This window comes from Pandoraea iniqua, assembly GCF_902459685.1.
Lineage (GTDB): Bacteria > Pseudomonadota > Gammaproteobacteria > Burkholderiales > Burkholderiaceae > Pandoraea > Pandoraea iniqua.
Genome location: NZ_CABPSF010000002.1, coordinates 889,057 through 903,285, shown reverse-complemented (window position 1 = coordinate 903,285; position 14,229 = coordinate 889,057). Strand labels below are relative to the sequence as shown.

12 protein-coding genes are annotated in these 14,229 nt (G+C 62.7%); 3 read left to right on the top strand and 9 right to left on the bottom strand.

The window, feature by feature from the left end; all coding sequences use genetic code 11:
• Window positions 1-54: 54 nt before the first annotated feature.
• Window positions 55-1,011 (top strand): LysR substrate-binding domain-containing protein, encoded by a 957-nt coding sequence (locus PIN31009_RS09795; RefSeq protein ID WP_150790104.1) that lies wholly within the window; start codon window positions 55-57, stop codon window positions 1,009-1,011.
• Here the strand turns inward: PIN31009_RS09795 and PIN31009_RS09790 are convergent.
• From PIN31009_RS09790 to PIN31009_RS09750, 9 genes are all read right to left on the bottom strand, one after another.
• Entirely contained in the window at window positions 980-1,432 is a 453-nt protein-coding gene (locus PIN31009_RS09790) for a CopD family protein (protein WP_150790103.1), read from the bottom strand. The two genes, PIN31009_RS09795 and PIN31009_RS09790, sit on opposite strands and share 32 nt — an antisense overlap.
• Before the next feature lie 12 nt (window positions 1,433-1,444).
• Complete coding sequence (gene parC / locus PIN31009_RS09785; RefSeq protein WP_150790102.1) at window positions 1,445-3,781, bottom strand: DNA topoisomerase IV subunit A; 2,337 nt, start codon at window positions 3,779-3,781, stop codon at window positions 1,445-1,447.
• Between the two features lie 177 nt (window positions 3,782-3,958).
• Entirely contained in the window at window positions 3,959-4,801 is an 843-nt protein-coding gene (locus PIN31009_RS09780; protein WP_246185584.1) for a lytic transglycosylase domain-containing protein, read from the bottom strand.
• A gap of 94 nt (window positions 4,802-4,895) precedes the next feature.
• Window positions 4,896-5,348 carry a DUF4399 domain-containing protein gene (locus tag PIN31009_RS09775; protein WP_174996054.1) on the bottom strand — a complete coding sequence of 151 codons (453 nt, stop codon included), beginning with the start codon at window positions 5,346-5,348 and terminating at the stop codon, window positions 4,896-4,898.
• Window positions 5,349-5,476: 128 nt separating this feature from the next.
• Window positions 5,477-7,456 (bottom strand): DNA topoisomerase IV subunit B, encoded by a 1,980-nt coding sequence (locus tag PIN31009_RS09770; protein WP_150790101.1) that lies wholly within the window; start codon window positions 7,454-7,456, stop codon window positions 5,477-5,479.
• A 294-nt stretch (window positions 7,457-7,750) separates the two neighbouring features.
• Window positions 7,751-9,688 carry an ATP-binding cassette domain-containing protein gene (locus tag PIN31009_RS09765; RefSeq protein WP_150790100.1) on the bottom strand — a complete coding sequence of 646 codons (1,938 nt, stop codon included), beginning with the start codon at window positions 9,686-9,688 and terminating at the stop codon, window positions 7,751-7,753.
• Between the two features lie 123 nt (window positions 9,689-9,811).
• Window positions 9,812-10,312 (bottom strand): GNAT family N-acetyltransferase, encoded by a 501-nt coding sequence (locus PIN31009_RS09760; protein WP_150790099.1) that lies wholly within the window; start codon window positions 10,310-10,312, stop codon window positions 9,812-9,814.
• A 90-nt stretch (window positions 10,313-10,402) separates the two neighbouring features.
• Window positions 10,403-10,636, bottom strand: a complete 234-nt coding sequence (locus PIN31009_RS09755; protein WP_150684020.1) for a hypothetical protein — start codon at window positions 10,634-10,636, stop codon at window positions 10,403-10,405.
• Between the two features lie 630 nt (window positions 10,637-11,266).
• Window positions 11,267-11,782, bottom strand: a complete 516-nt coding sequence (locus PIN31009_RS09750; RefSeq protein WP_150684019.1) for a hypothetical protein — start codon at window positions 11,780-11,782, stop codon at window positions 11,267-11,269.
• Window positions 11,783-11,918: 136 nt separating this feature from the next.
• On the opposite strand from PIN31009_RS09750, the gene PIN31009_RS09745 reads away from it, so the two are divergent.
• A complete protein-coding gene (locus PIN31009_RS09745) occupies window positions 11,919-12,101 on the top strand; it encodes a hypothetical protein (RefSeq protein ID WP_150684018.1) in 183 nt (60 codons plus the stop codon).
• Between the two features lie 187 nt (window positions 12,102-12,288).
• The gene (locus PIN31009_RS09740) at window positions 12,289-14,007 is read left to right on the top strand and encodes a glutamine--tRNA ligase/YqeY domain fusion protein (protein ID WP_150790098.1); all 1,719 of its coding nucleotides are present in this window, start codon (window positions 12,289-12,291) and stop codon (window positions 14,005-14,007) included.
• The last annotated feature ends 222 nt before the right edge of the window (window positions 14,008-14,229 follow it).

Genomic DNA, 14,229 nt, shown 5'->3' with positions numbered 1-14,229 from the left:
CCCCGTCCAATATATATTTAAGCGTCGTTTTCATATATAAAACAGATCAATCCAATGGAACTGCGCCACCTTCGCTACTTCGTGACCGTCGCCGAAGAGCTGCACTTCAGCCGGGCAGCGGCAAGGCTCAACATCGGCCAGCCGCCGTTGTCGATGCAGATCCGGGCCTTGGAAGACGAACTCGGCGTCACGCTGTTCGAACGCACGCAACGGCGTGTCTTTCTGACGACAGCGGGCCGCACCTTCCTCGTGCGGGCGCGGCAGATTCTGGCCGATGCGGATGCCGCACGGCAGGAGGTGCAGCAGATCGCCGGGGTCGACGCGGGCGAATTGCGGATTGCGTTCACCACGTCGGCACCGATGACTAACCTGATGAAACGGGTGCTGACCAGTTACCGCCAGCAGTACCCGCGCGTGACGCTCACGCTGAGCGAATCCCCCTCCGAGCGGCAACTCGATGCGTTGGGCGAACGCACGCTGGATATTGGGCTGCTACGCCGCGCCGACGACGCCGCTGCGGTATCGGGACTCAGCTTCGAGACGCTGGTGGACGAAGCGCTACTGGTGGTGATGCATCAGGGACATGCGCTGGCGGGACGCGCACAAATTTCGATGGCCGATCTGGCCGGTGAAGCGTTCATCATGCATCCGCCCGATGTGGGCACGGCGGTCGACGGCAAGATACGCCGGATGTGCGAACGCGCGGGTTTCACGCCGCGCGTCGTGCAGGAAGCGCGCGAGTCGACGACCATCGTCGCGCTCGCGGCCAGCGGCCTCGGCGTTGCGGTGTTACCCGCTGCCGTGCGCTGTATTCAGATTGAAGGGGCGCGCTTCATGGATCTGGCCGAAGCCGATGCCCGCACGCCCCTGCTGCTCGCCAAGCGTCGCGACGATGCCAGCCCGTTAGTGCAGGCGTTCGTCGCGATGTGCCACGACGTGGCAGGCGCTCAGGCGAAGCACGGCGACACCCTTCCCCATGTCAACCGCGCAGCGACGCCGCCAGCCCGATGACGACCACGCCGAGCACGAGATTGAGAATCACGAGCCGGCGCACACCATTGACCGCCGCCGCACCATCGGGCCACGACTGCGCCTGCACGGCACGTTGCAGACGCGGGAACAGCGCAAAGCGGATGTGGCCGTAGATCAGCATCATCAGCACGCCGATACCGGCCATGGCGTGCACCGGCCAGCGGGCGTGCAGCCCGCCCATGCCGAGCATCATGTGTCCGCCCGAGAGCAGGATCACCACGATGGCGACGCCCACCCACGTCAGAAACTTCGAGAGCGCCGCCTCCCACAACGGCAGGCGCTGCTGTGGCGGCAGGTCCAGCGACGCGGGACGCAGGCACGCCAGCGCGAAGAACATGCCGCCAACCCACACGACAACGCTCACCAGATGCAGGAACAGACTGAAGGCATAAACGCTCATAGGTGACTCCCGTCAGGATGCCGAAGGCGCGGCCGGCAACACCGGCTCCAGCGAGCGCGCCGTAAAGGTCGAGAATTTCACCGCCGGCGCACGGCCCTTGCGGGCACGCTTGCCGATGTTCGGCGCAAGCGCAGCGCCCGAGAGTGTCTCGGACTGCATCTTGCCACCCCGTACCAGCCCATGAACGGTCACACCGGCCTCGCTGATCGGCACCGCCGACACCAGCGTCTGCTTGGCATCGAGACCGATCAACGTGACACCACGGCCACCGCCCGAGAGCGACTTCATTTCGTCCATGCCGAACACCAGCAGACGGCCATCGCTCGACAGACACGCGACGGCGCTTGCCCCCGCGAAGATCGGCGTCGGCGCCAGCGGTTCGGCCCCTTCGTCGATCGTCATGAACGATTTGCCCGCCTTCAGACGGCTCACCATATCGCCCAGCTTCGTCGAGAATCCGAAGCCGTTGGTGGTCGCGAGCAGCAGTTGCTGGTCGGCCGACGCGGCGTAGTAGTGCAGCAGGCGCGAACCCGATTCGAGTTCGATCAGCGAGGTCAGCGGCACACCGTCGCCACGACCGCCCGGCAACTGCGCTACCGCCACGGAATACACGCGGCCGTTGCTGCCCCACGCGATAAACGGGTCGACCGTGCGGCATTCGAAGGTGCCGTACAGCGAGTCGCCCTGCTTGAACGTGAAGCCCTGCGCATCGAGCCCGTGGCCCTTGAGCGCACGCACCCAGCCCTTGGCCGACACCACGACCGTCACCGGTTCGTCGACGACACGGGCCTCGGCCACGGCACGCTTTTCTTCCTGAATCAGCGTGCGGCGATCGTCGCCGAATTGCTTCGCGTCGGTTTCGATTTCCTTGATGATCAGGCGCTTCATCGTGCTGTCGTTGGCCAACAGCTCTTCGAGCTTCGCCTTCTCGTCGCGCAACGACGCGAGTTCCTGTTCGATCTTGATCGACTCCATGCGCGCCAACTGGCGCAGCCGGATTTCGAGAATGTCGTCCGCCTGACGCTCGCTCAGTTTGAACGCGCTCATCAGCGCCGACTTCGGTTCATCCGCCTCGCGAATGATCCGGATGACCTCGTCGATATTCAGGAAGACGATCATGCGGCCTTCGAGAATATGAATGCGGTCGTCCACCTTGTTCAGACGATGACGCGAGCGGCGCGTGACCGTCTCGAAACGGAAGCCGATCCACTCGGTAATGATGTCGCGCAGCGACTTCTGTCCCGGGCGGCCATCGGCCCCGACCATCACCAGATTGACCGATGCGCTCGACTCCAGACTCGTGTGCGCGAGCAGCATCGTGATGAATTCCTGCTGGTCGATGCGGCTCGACTTCGGCTCGAACACCAGTCGCACCGGCGCGTCCTTGCCCGACTCGTCGCGCACGGTGTCGAGCATCGCCAGCACCGACTGCTTGAGCGTCTGCTGCTCGGGCGTGAGCGACTTCTTGCCGAGCTTGACCTTCGGGTTGGTGATTTCCTCGATTTCTTCGAGCACCTTCTGACCCGACGTGTTCGGCGGCAATTCGTACACCACCGCCTGCCACTGGCCGCGCGCCATCTCTTCGATCTTCCAGCGCGCACGCACCTTCAGGCTGCCGCGTCCGCTGTCGTAGGCCGCGCGAATTTCCGCCGGGCTGGAGATCAGTTGACCGCCGCCGGGGAAGTCCGGGCCCTGCACATGCGTCATCAGCTCGGCGTCGTCGAGCTTGGGGTTACGAATCAGCGCGACGGCGGCCGAGGCCACTTCGCGCAGATTGTGCGACGGAATTTCCGTCGCCAAGCCCACGGCAATACCCGACGCACCGTTGAGCAGCACGAACGGCAAACGGGCCGGCAACAGGCGCGGCTCTTCCGTCGAGCCGTCATAGTTCGGCACGAAATCGACCGTACCGGCATCGATCTCATCGAGCAGCAGTCGCGCGATCGGCGTCAGGCGCGCTTCGGTGTATCGCATCGCGGCGGCACCGTCGCCGTCGCGCGAACCGAAGTTGCCCTGCCCGTCGATGAGCGGGTAGCGCATCGAGAAATTCTGTGCGAGACGCACCAGTGCGTCGTACGCGGACTGGTCGCCATGCGGGTGAAACTTGCCCAGCACGTCGCCGACCACGCGGGCCGACTTCACGGGCTTGGCATCGGAGGCAAGGCCCATCTCGTTCATCGCGAACAAGATGCGGCGTTGTACCGGCTTCTGACCGTCGCACACATCCGGCAGTGCGCGGCCTTTAACCACGCTAATTGCGTAGTCGAGATAGGCACGTTCGGCGTAGTTGCCGAGCGTCAGCGTGTCGTCATCGGACGGCGTTGAAAAGAGATCTTCTACTTGTTCCATAAAACCTGTGGGTTTGCTGCGAACGTTTGGCGAGAGTTCGGTTACACGTTGACGCCAGATAATACCAAGCTCACTGGTACATTTCGGCAAAAACACTGCCGAATGACAAAGCAGACCTGCGAATTGGGTGAAATTGAGTGAAGCGGGTGTGTCAGGACGGCCGGGTGATGAACGCCGTCAATCCGTCGTCGGCACCGACGGCAGCGCTGGCGCCGGCAATTGTGCGTTCGGCAGCGTCGCCGGCACGACGGGCAGGCCCTGCGGTGCGCCCAAAATGACGTGAATCCGGCCATTGCGCGAGCCGCTGATATTGGCACGCCCGCCCGGCACACCGGTCTTCAGGGTGCCGCCACCGGATGCCGGAGCGTCGGGGTTGAAGCGACGATAGAGTTCGAGCACGGCTGCCACGTAACTCTGCGTCTCCGCGTACGGCGGAATCTGATCGGCATGCCGCGCAACAGCGCCCTCGCCCGCGTTGTAAGACGCGAGGACCAACTCCAGACGATCGGGATACCGCGCCTGTAGATCACGCAAGTAACGGGCGCCCGTCAGCACATTCGTTCGCGGATCGGTGAGTTTGTCAGCGACTGTCCGGCGGGCATCCGCCTTCACGCCGTAACGCTCGCCTGTGGCAGGCAGCACCTGCATGAGTCCGACGGCGCCCTTGGGCGACACCGCATCGCTGTCGAAGCCAGATTCGGCCGCAATCACGGCCTTGAGCAACGCCGCATCGACATGAAAGCGATCGGCCGCCTGCGCGATGACCGGCGCGAGCTTACGCAAGTTGGGATGACGGGCGAGCGCGTCGTACAGACGCGAGCGGTCTGCACCGCTGACGAGTCCAGCCTGTGCCTCGCCTTGCGCAATGCGCAGATCGGCATTGGCACCGGAACTCACGACGAGACGAAAGCGCGCGTCGAGTTTGCGTGCGGCCAGATGCGCCACACCGTTCTCGTCCACGTAGCCGTACAGATCGGCGTGCGCGAGCGGCGCCGCCGTCAGCAGCAGCGCTGCCAGCACACGCCCTGCGATTGGCCGCAGAGAGCACCATCGGCGCACGGCGTTGACACTGGGAATGCCCCGGCGTGCCAAGCGGTGCGCCATCGAGCGAAAACTATTGTTGACCTTTGACATGCACCTTGATTGTCTGGCTCATCGCCGGACCATACGACTGGTGCGCCCCGTTGGCGAATTGCATCGTCAACACGTGATCGCCGGGCGTCAGATTGACAGTCGTCTCGGTCTGGCCTTTGCCGAAGTGCAGGTGCGAGTCGTCAGTCGGCACGACCTGGCCTGCGGGAACCGGATCGCCGTCGATGATGAGGTGGTGATGGCCGGTGTTGGGCGACATGTCGCCTGCCGGTTTAATCGCCATCCCCTCGACGCCGAACTTGACCACGACCGGGTTGGTCACCGTCGCACCATCTTTCGGCGCAACGAAGAAGACACGCGCGCCCGGAGCCGCCTGAACCGGCTGGGTGGACTGTGCAGAAGCCGCGGCGCTGGCGCCGAGAAGCAGCATCGGCAAAGCAATGTGACGCACGCTGAAACGCATAGAACGCAACATAACGTGACTCCCGGTAGGGGTGAAAGATGGATTATCCCACTATGTGGGCACTCACGCTGATCGGGCGGCCGGGCCTGCTGGCCTGAGCGCCCCTCAGCGTACGCGTCATCAAAACCGACCGTCAGACGTCAGATGTCGGCTTCGACTTCGTTGCCCTTGGCTTCGAGCCAGCTGCGGCGTTGTGCCGCCTCGCCCTTGCCCATGAGCATGTTCATGCGCGACACGGTCGAATCGAAATCGAGCGCCCCCAGTGCGACCGGGCTCAGACGCCGCGTGTCCGGGTTCATCGTGGTTTCCCACAACTGCTCGGCACTCATTTCGCCCAGCCCCTTGAAGCGGCTGATCGACCACGCCGACTCCTTCACGCCATCCTTGCGCAGCTTGTCGAGAATGGCTTCGAGCTCGCCTTCGTCCAGCGCGTAGAGCTTTTGCGCGGGCTTCTTGCCACGTGCCGGTGCGTCGACGCGATACAACGGCGGACGCGCCACATACACGTGCCCCGTTGCAATCAGTTGCGGGAAGTGACGGAAGAACAGCGTGAGCAGCAGCACTTGAATGTGCGAGCCGTCGACGTCCGCATCCGACAAGATACAAATCTTGCCGTAACGCAGATTCGACAAGTCCGGCGTATCGTTCGGGCCGTGCGGATCGACACCGATGGCCACCGCGATATCGTGCACTTCGTTGTTCGCGAAGAGCCTGTCGCGCTCGGTCTCCCACGTATTGAGGACCTTGCCGCGCAGCGGCAGAATCGCCTGAAATTCCTTGTCGCGTCCCATCTTCGCCGAACCGCCGGCCGAGTCGCCCTCGACCAGAAACAGTTCGTTGCGCGTGATGTCTTCGGTTTCGCAATCGGTGAGTTTGCCGGGCAGCACGGCTACGCCGGAGCTCTTCTTCTTCTCGATCTTCTGGCCGGCGCGCGTACGGGCCTGCGCCTGACGGATCACGAGTTCGGCGAGCTTCTTGCCGTGCTCAACGTGATGATTGAGCCACAGCTCCAGCGCCGGGCGCGTGAACGACGACACGAGGCGCACGGCATCGCGGCTGTTCAGGCGTTCCTTGATCTGGCCCTGAAACTGCGGATCGAGCACCTTCGCCGAGAGCACGAACGACACGCGCGAGAAGACGTCTTCCGGCAGCAGCTTCACGCCCTTCGGTTGAAGGTTGTGCAACTCGATGAAACCGCGCACGGCTTGAAACAGGCCTTCGCGCAAACCGGATTCGTGCGTACCGCCCGCGGGCGTCGGGATCAGGTTGACGTACGACTCGCGCACCTGCGCGCCGTCTTCGGTCCACGCCACGACCCACGCAGCGCCCTCGCCTTCGGCAAAGCTGTCTTCGCTGCCGTCGGCAAAACGCTCGCCTTCGAACAACGGAATCAACGGCTCGGCGCCGTTCAGCGATTCGACCAGATAGCCACGCAGGCCATGCTCATAGAACCACGTCTGCTCGTCGCCGTTTTTCTCCTGACGCAGCGTGACGCGCACGCCCGGCAGCAGCACGGCCTTCGAGCGCAGCAGACGCTGCAACTCGCTGAGCGGCAACGTCGGGCTGTCGAAGTATTTGGTATCCGGCCAGACCGTGACGCGCGTACCGCTCTTCTTCTCACCGCGCTGTGCAGGGCGCGAATGCAACGCGACGCTGACATTGCCGCCGTCGGCGAATTCAAGATCGGAGACCTGACCATCGCGCCACACGGTAACCGCAAGTCGCGTAGCGAGTGCGTTCGTCACCGAGACGCCCACGCCATGCAGGCCGCCCGAGAACGTATAAGCGCCGCCGGCTGCCTTATCGAACTTGCCGCCGGCGTGCAGACGCGTGAACACGATCTCCACGACCGGGACGCCTTCTTCCGGGTGGATGCCGACGGGAATGCCCCGGCCGTCGTCTTCGACGCTGACCGAGCCATCCTTGTTCAACGTCACGAGAATCTGCCGGCCGAAGCCACCCAACGCCTCATCCGATGCGTTGTCGATGACTTCCTGAATGATGTGCAGCGGATTCTCGGTGCGGGTGTACATGCCCGGGCGCTGCTTGACCGGCTCAAGTCCCTTCAGAACCTTGATGGAAGCTTCGCTGTATTGGGCAGGCGTGTTTTTTTTCGACATAGTGTGACTGAATTGGGGTACGACGCCCGGCGCTTATCCACACAAGCTGTGGACAACCACGGGGAAAACCCATTAACACATGAGAAAAGTGACGCTGGATCAATCACTTGCATTGCCGCGCCCACTTATTAGGCAACCCTGTCGGCGCACCGGCTATCCAATGCGCCTTCCTCCACGTCAGGCCGCCATGGTATTCGGCATGGCGCGCCTGAAAAGAACAGGGCCGCGTCCTGTGGATCGCGGCCTATTGTACTGTCACTCGCAACGCGTCAGCGTGACGCGTCACACGAACGTTCAGGCGTCGTCGCCGCGTTGCTTCGCTTCGAGCACTTCCCAGCGTTCGAGCGCTTCGAGCAACGCCAGTTCAATCGCTTCGCAACGTTCGGACAGCGCCGCACCCGCAGCCGGATCTTTCACAAAGACCGAGCCGTCTGCGAGCTTCTCGTTAGCATCTTTCTGCTCGGCCTCGAGTGCTGCAATGCGCTCGGGCAGACCATCGAGTTCGCGCTGTTCCTTGTAGCTCAGCTTGACCTTGCTGGTGCGCTTGGCGGCGGCGGGCGCGTCCTTTGCAGCGTCTTTCGGCACCTCTGCTGCCGGCGCGCGTTGCGCGGCCATGGCCAGTGAGCGCTCGCGCTGCACTTGCCAGTCGGAGAAGCCGCCGACGTATTCGCGCCAGTTGCCGTCGCCTTCGGCGGCAATGACCGAGGTCACGACGTTGTCGAGGAACGTACGGTCGTGGCTCACGAGGAACACCGTGCCGCTGTAATCCTCAAGCAGTTCTTCGAGCAGTTCGAGGGTCGGGATGTCGAGGTCGTTGGTCGGTTCGTCGAGCACCAGCACGTTGGCCGGACGCGCGAACAGACGGGCAAGCAACAGTCGGTTGCGCTCACCGCCGGAGAGCGATTTCACCGGCGAGCGGGCACGTTCCGGCGAGAACAGGAAGTCGCCGAGATAGCTCATCACGTGCTTGCGGGCGCCGTTGATTTCGATCCACTCGCTGCCCGGGCTGATCGTGTCGAGCAGGCTCTTTTCCGGATCGAGCTGCGCACGCATCTGATCGAAGTACGCCACCTGCATGTTCGTGCCGACGCGAATCTCGCCGCTGTCGGGCGTGATCTGACCAAGAATCAGCTTGAGCAACGTCGTCTTGCCGGCGCCGTTCTGCCCCACCAGCCCGATCTTGTCACCGCGCATGAGCGTAGCCGTGAAGTCGCGCACGATGACGCGATCGCCGTACGACTTGGTCACGTTGGTCAGCTCGGCCACGATCTTGCCGGACCGGTCGGCCTGACCGACTTCCATACGCACATTGCCTTGCGTCTCGCGACGCCCGGCGCGTTCGGTGCGCATCGCCTTCAGTCGCTCGATACGCGACACGCTACGCGTGCGGCGGGCTTCCACGCCCTTGCGAATCCACACTTCTTCCTGCGCAAGCAGCTTGTCGAACTTGTCGTTTTCCACGCGTTCGATTTCCAGCTGCGCTGCCTTGCGCTCCTGATATTGCGTGAAGTTGCCCGGATACGAAAGCAAACGGCCGCGGTCGAGTTCGACGATGCGCGTGGCCACGCGGTCGAGGAAGCTTCGATCGTGGGTGATGAAGAGCAACGCGCCGCGAAAGCCGATCAACAATTCTTCCAGCCAGCGAATGGCGTCGAAATCCAAGTGGTTGGTCGGCTCGTCGAGCAGCAGCACGTCGGGCTTTGCCACCCATGCCTGTGCTAGCGATACACGCTTTTGCATCCCGCCCGAGAGCGCGCCCACGCGGGCGTGGCCGTCAAGGCCGAGTTGCGCGATGGTGGTTTCCACGCGCGTCTTGAGCTGCCATCCGTCGGCGGCGTCGAGTGACGATTGCAACGCCATGAGATGCGTGAGCAGATCGTCGTGCTCGGGGCCCTCAGTCACCTCGCCAAGCTTTTCGACGGTGTGTTCGTAATCGGAGAGCAGGCCGTGCATGTCGCCAAGCCCCTGCGCCACGGCGTCGAACACCGATTGCTCGGGGTCGAACTCAGGTTCCTGCGGCACGTAGACCGTGTTGAGCGTGCCTTGGCGCGCGACCAAACCGTCGTCGGGCGCGGTAAGCCCCGCGACAATCTTGAGCAACGACGACTTGCCGGCCCCGTTACGGCCGATCAGACCGACGCGCTCACCCGCTTCAAGCGAGAAATCGGCATTGTCGAGCAATGCCACGTGGCCGAACGCCAATTGGGCGCCGGTGATGGAATACAAAGCCATGTGTCGGGAAACGGGTGAACTGCGATGGAAGGTATTGTAGTGCCGGGCGCGAACGCCCGGCGCTGGTGAGGGTACGACGATGAGCGCCGCCTCGTGCGCTCAGCTCACTTCATGTGCTTGATGTTACTTAATCTGGCCGCTCTCCGGCTCACTTACCGGCTCACTGGCCGGCGCACGCAGCATCTCGATGTGCATGATGCCGTCTTCATCGTAAGGCTCGCTCGCCTTGACGAAGCCGAAGCTGCCGTAAAACGCCTCCAGATGCGCCTGTGCGCCAATGCGCAACGGGGCATCGGGCCACTGCACTTCGGCAATCGCGATGGCCCGGGCGAGCAACTCGCGCCCAAGGCCCGTCCCGCGATGCGCCGCTGCGGTGATGACACGGCCGATCGACGCTTCGTCGTAGGCCAGCGCCGGCGGCAAGAGGCGCAGATAGGCCGCAATTTCTGGCTGTGCGTCGGCATCACGCACCTGAGCGATCAGATGCAGGCTGTGGATGTCGCGTCCATCGATATCCTGATACGGGCAATCCTGCTCGACCACGAATACCGCGCTACGTGCGGCCAGCACGCGGTAAAGCAGTGTGCTGCCCAACTCGTCGAACGACTTGCACATCCATTCCATTGCCGACTCTCCAGCCTTGCTTTGCGAAAGCCGGGACTATAGCACCGTCGCAGCGCGGCGATGCCGTCGGTCACACAGGGGATGGGAGTTTTACTGATAGTAGACGATGCCTTGCTCGATGTCGGCACGCGCGTTGCGTTCGGCGTCATCGAGGGCGAAGCCTTGAGTGGCAAAGCCATAGGCGGTCTGAACCTGATACGCGCCCACTTTCTCCATGCCATGCCCGGTCGGGCGGTGAATCTCGTAGAACGCGTCCCAGCGGGCGTTGTCACGCTCCACGGCACGGACGCTGTACTGGAATTCTTGATATTGCGTTGTTTTCATTTTGGTTTCCTTCTTACTGCAAAAAATATAACTGATAAATAATCCCTCTCGAATCGGCTTACGGTGATGAGAGTGCAAACTCGCACAAATGTTTCCGTGAAGTGCACGCAGCCTAGCGGTCGAATGTGACAAACACACGTCATTTCAGTGACAGACATGTCACTGAAGCTACACGTCGACCGGTTCCGGCGTTGCATGACGGTGTCATGGGAGCGCTGAGAAACCTGTCGATCGCATGAAGTGCGTGGATCGAACGATCGCTAGGACGGGTACGCCAAGCATGCCTGGCACGGCGGGAGAACGCATTGACGCGTATCAACGCCACGCAAAGCGCGCGGGGTGACCCTGGCAAACTTCCTGTTTCGGGGATCGATGCCTGCCATCCCTCCAGGGACAGCGGCTAAACGTCGGATCTGACACACCCGGCGTTCAAGTTGGCATGTAACGGACTGGGAACACGCGACACATCTGTGTAGTGATTATCGTGTCGCGAACCTGCCGTTGCCGGGCGATGCCCGGCATCTCATGCCACTGGAGACTGCATTGGCGCGTCCGAAATTGACGGACGGATAAATGCAGATGGCGAATGATATCAGAATTTTAACGGCAGCGCACCAAAGCGCGTGAACCCTACGGCGTTGGCGCGCGATCGTCGATTTTCGCCAGCACCCAGTACATGTAACCCGCGAACGCCCCGAAGACCACGTGCCCCACCACCATCATCCACGTGCGGGACTCGATGAACCACGGGAAGAGTTGCGTCATCACGTAGAAATTCACGCCATAGACGATCAGACCGAACACCCCGCCCGCAATAGCGACGGTGGGCACATCCGAATCGAGCCGGAACGGCGCGATGATGGCGCCGAGCACCACCCCGAGGACCACGCCGATGGCCGCATGCACCATCAGTGCCATGGCGACGATCGACACGTCGAAGGTTGCGGGCAGCGACAGAATGCCCGGGCCGAGCACGATCGCCGCGACCATGCGCGGGGGCACCCATGGGCTCTGGCCGGAGACCAGCAGGACCATGAGCATTTCAACGGCGGAGAAGAAAGCGCAGGCGACGAAGCCGGCGACCGCTGCGGCGGCCCAGTCGGGCGACCGATGCGTATAGCGGTGCGATTGGAGGTGCAGTTCCATGATGTCCTCCCGGAAGGACCGCCAGCGGGGCCGGCAGTGTTTTCAGGATAGGACAATCTGAGCGTAGTGGCGGGCCCAGCCGCTATATACTTGGCCTCACGCCCGCCGTCGGCGGGGACTTTCGGGGAGATATCGTATGTCCAGTCTCATCGGCTTGCTCGTCGCTATCGTGCTCTTTGGCATTCCCGTCTGGCGCATTCTGACCCGGCTGGGCTTTTCACCGTGGTTCACGGTGCTGGCCTTCATTCCGGTCGTCAACATCATTTCCCTCTGGCTGCTCTCGTACGCCAACTGGCCCGGCCAGCGCTCGTCGCCCTGAACCGGGTTTGCAGGGTTGCGTTCGCTGGACCCTGCCCGATCGTGTCCCGACTGCCGCGCAAGCGGCAGTTCTTTTTACGAAATGCCGCACCTCACTGGCGAATAACGCGTATCACGCGAGTCGACGCTCGCCCGTGGTGCAGTGCGGTACGGTAGAATATTCGGCAAATTCCGAACACTGGACTGGCATGAGCACAGAGCTGACAGCGGCATCCAATTTCATCCGCAACATCATTGACGAAGACAACCGCTCGGGCAAATGGGGCCAGCGCGTCGAGACGCGCTTCCCGCCGGAGCCGAACGGCTACCTCCACATCGGTCACGCCAAGGCGATCTGCGTGAACTTCGGCATGGCGCGCGACTACGGTGGCGTGTGCCATCTGCGCTTTGACGACACCAACCCCGAGAAGGAAGAGACCGAATACGTCGACTCCATCATCGAAATGGTGAAGTGGCTGGGCTTTAGCTACGACACGCCGGGCAAAGAACACCTGTACTTCGCCAGCGACTACTTCGAGACGCTGTATCAGGGCGCCGAGACGCTGATTCAACGCGGCAAGGCTTACGTCGACAGCCAGAGCTTCGAGGACATGCGCGCCAATCGCGGCTCGCTGACCGAGCCGGGCAAGGATTCGCCGTTCCGCAATCGCACCGTCGAAGAGAATCTCGACCTGTTCCGCCGCATGCGCGCGGGCGAGTTTGCCGACGGCACGCACGTGCTGCGCGCCAAGATCGATATGGCGTCGCCGAACATCAATCTGCGCGATCCGGCCATCTACCGTATTCGTCACGCCCATCACCACCGTACGGGCGACGCCTGGTGCATCTATCCGATGTACACCTACGCGCACCCGCTCGAAGACGCCATCGAGAACATCACGCACAGCCTGTGCACGCTGGAGTTCGAAGATCAGCGTCCGTTCTACGACTGGGTGCTCGCCGAGTTGGCCGATGCGGGCATGTTCACGCGTCCGATGCCGCAACAGATCGAATTCGCGCGTCTGCAACTGACGTACGCGATCACGAGCAAGCGCAAGCTGCGTCAGTTGGTCGACGAGAAGCACGTCGACGGCTGGGACGATCCGCGCATGCCCACCCTCGTCGGTCTGCGCCGTCGCGGCTTCTCGCCGGAAAGTCTGCAATTGTTCTGCGATCGCATTGGCGTAGCCAAGTCGGCCTCGTGGATCGACATGAGCATTCTCGAAGGCGCCTTGCGCGACGACCTCGACCCGAAGGCGCCGCGCGCCACGGCCGTGCTCGACCCGCTCAAGCTCATCATCGACAACTATCCGGAAGGTCAGCAGGAAGACTGCCACGCCCCTGTGCATCCGCACTTCCCGGAGCGCGGCATGCGCACGTTCCCGATCTCGCGCGAGCTGTGGATCGAGCGCGAAGACTTTCAGGCCGAACCGGTCAAGGGGTTCTTCCGCCTGTTCCCGGGCAACAAGGTGCGTCTGCGCTATGGCTACGTCGTCGAGTGCACCGGCTTCGACACCGATGCCGACGGCAATGTGACTGCCGTGCATTGCAACTACTTTGAAGACAGCCGTTCGGGCACCCCGGGCGCTGACACCTACAAGGTCAAGGGCAACATCCACTGGGTGAGCGCGCTGCATGCGCTGGGTGCCGAAGTGCGCATCTACGATCGTCTGTTCATCGATCCGAACCCGGATGCCGGTGATAAGAACTTCCTCGACGCGATCAACCCGAACGCCAAGCGCGTGACGCAAGCCTATGTCGAACCGGGGCTGCTGAACGTGGCACCGGAAGACCGCGTGCAGTTCGAGCGCCACGGCTACTTTGTGGCCGATCGCCACGACTCGGCACCGGGCAAGCCGGTGTTCAACCGGATCGTGTCGCTCAAGGACAGCTGGGCCGTCAAGCCGGCCAAGGGCGGCGGCAAGTAAGCTCGCCGAACGCCACTCGTGACAAGCAAAACCCGCGTCTCCGTGCGCGGGTTTTGTGTTTCTGGGCCCGATGATCCCGAACACCTGATACGGACTATAACGAACGGCTGCGCTGCGGGCGGGGCGTTCGGCGTAAGCTCGCGCCAATCGTCCAATGGCTGGCGCAGTTCACTGCAATTCGCCGGATTTCTCGGTGGCTTGCTGCCACCACCCCTCGCTGGC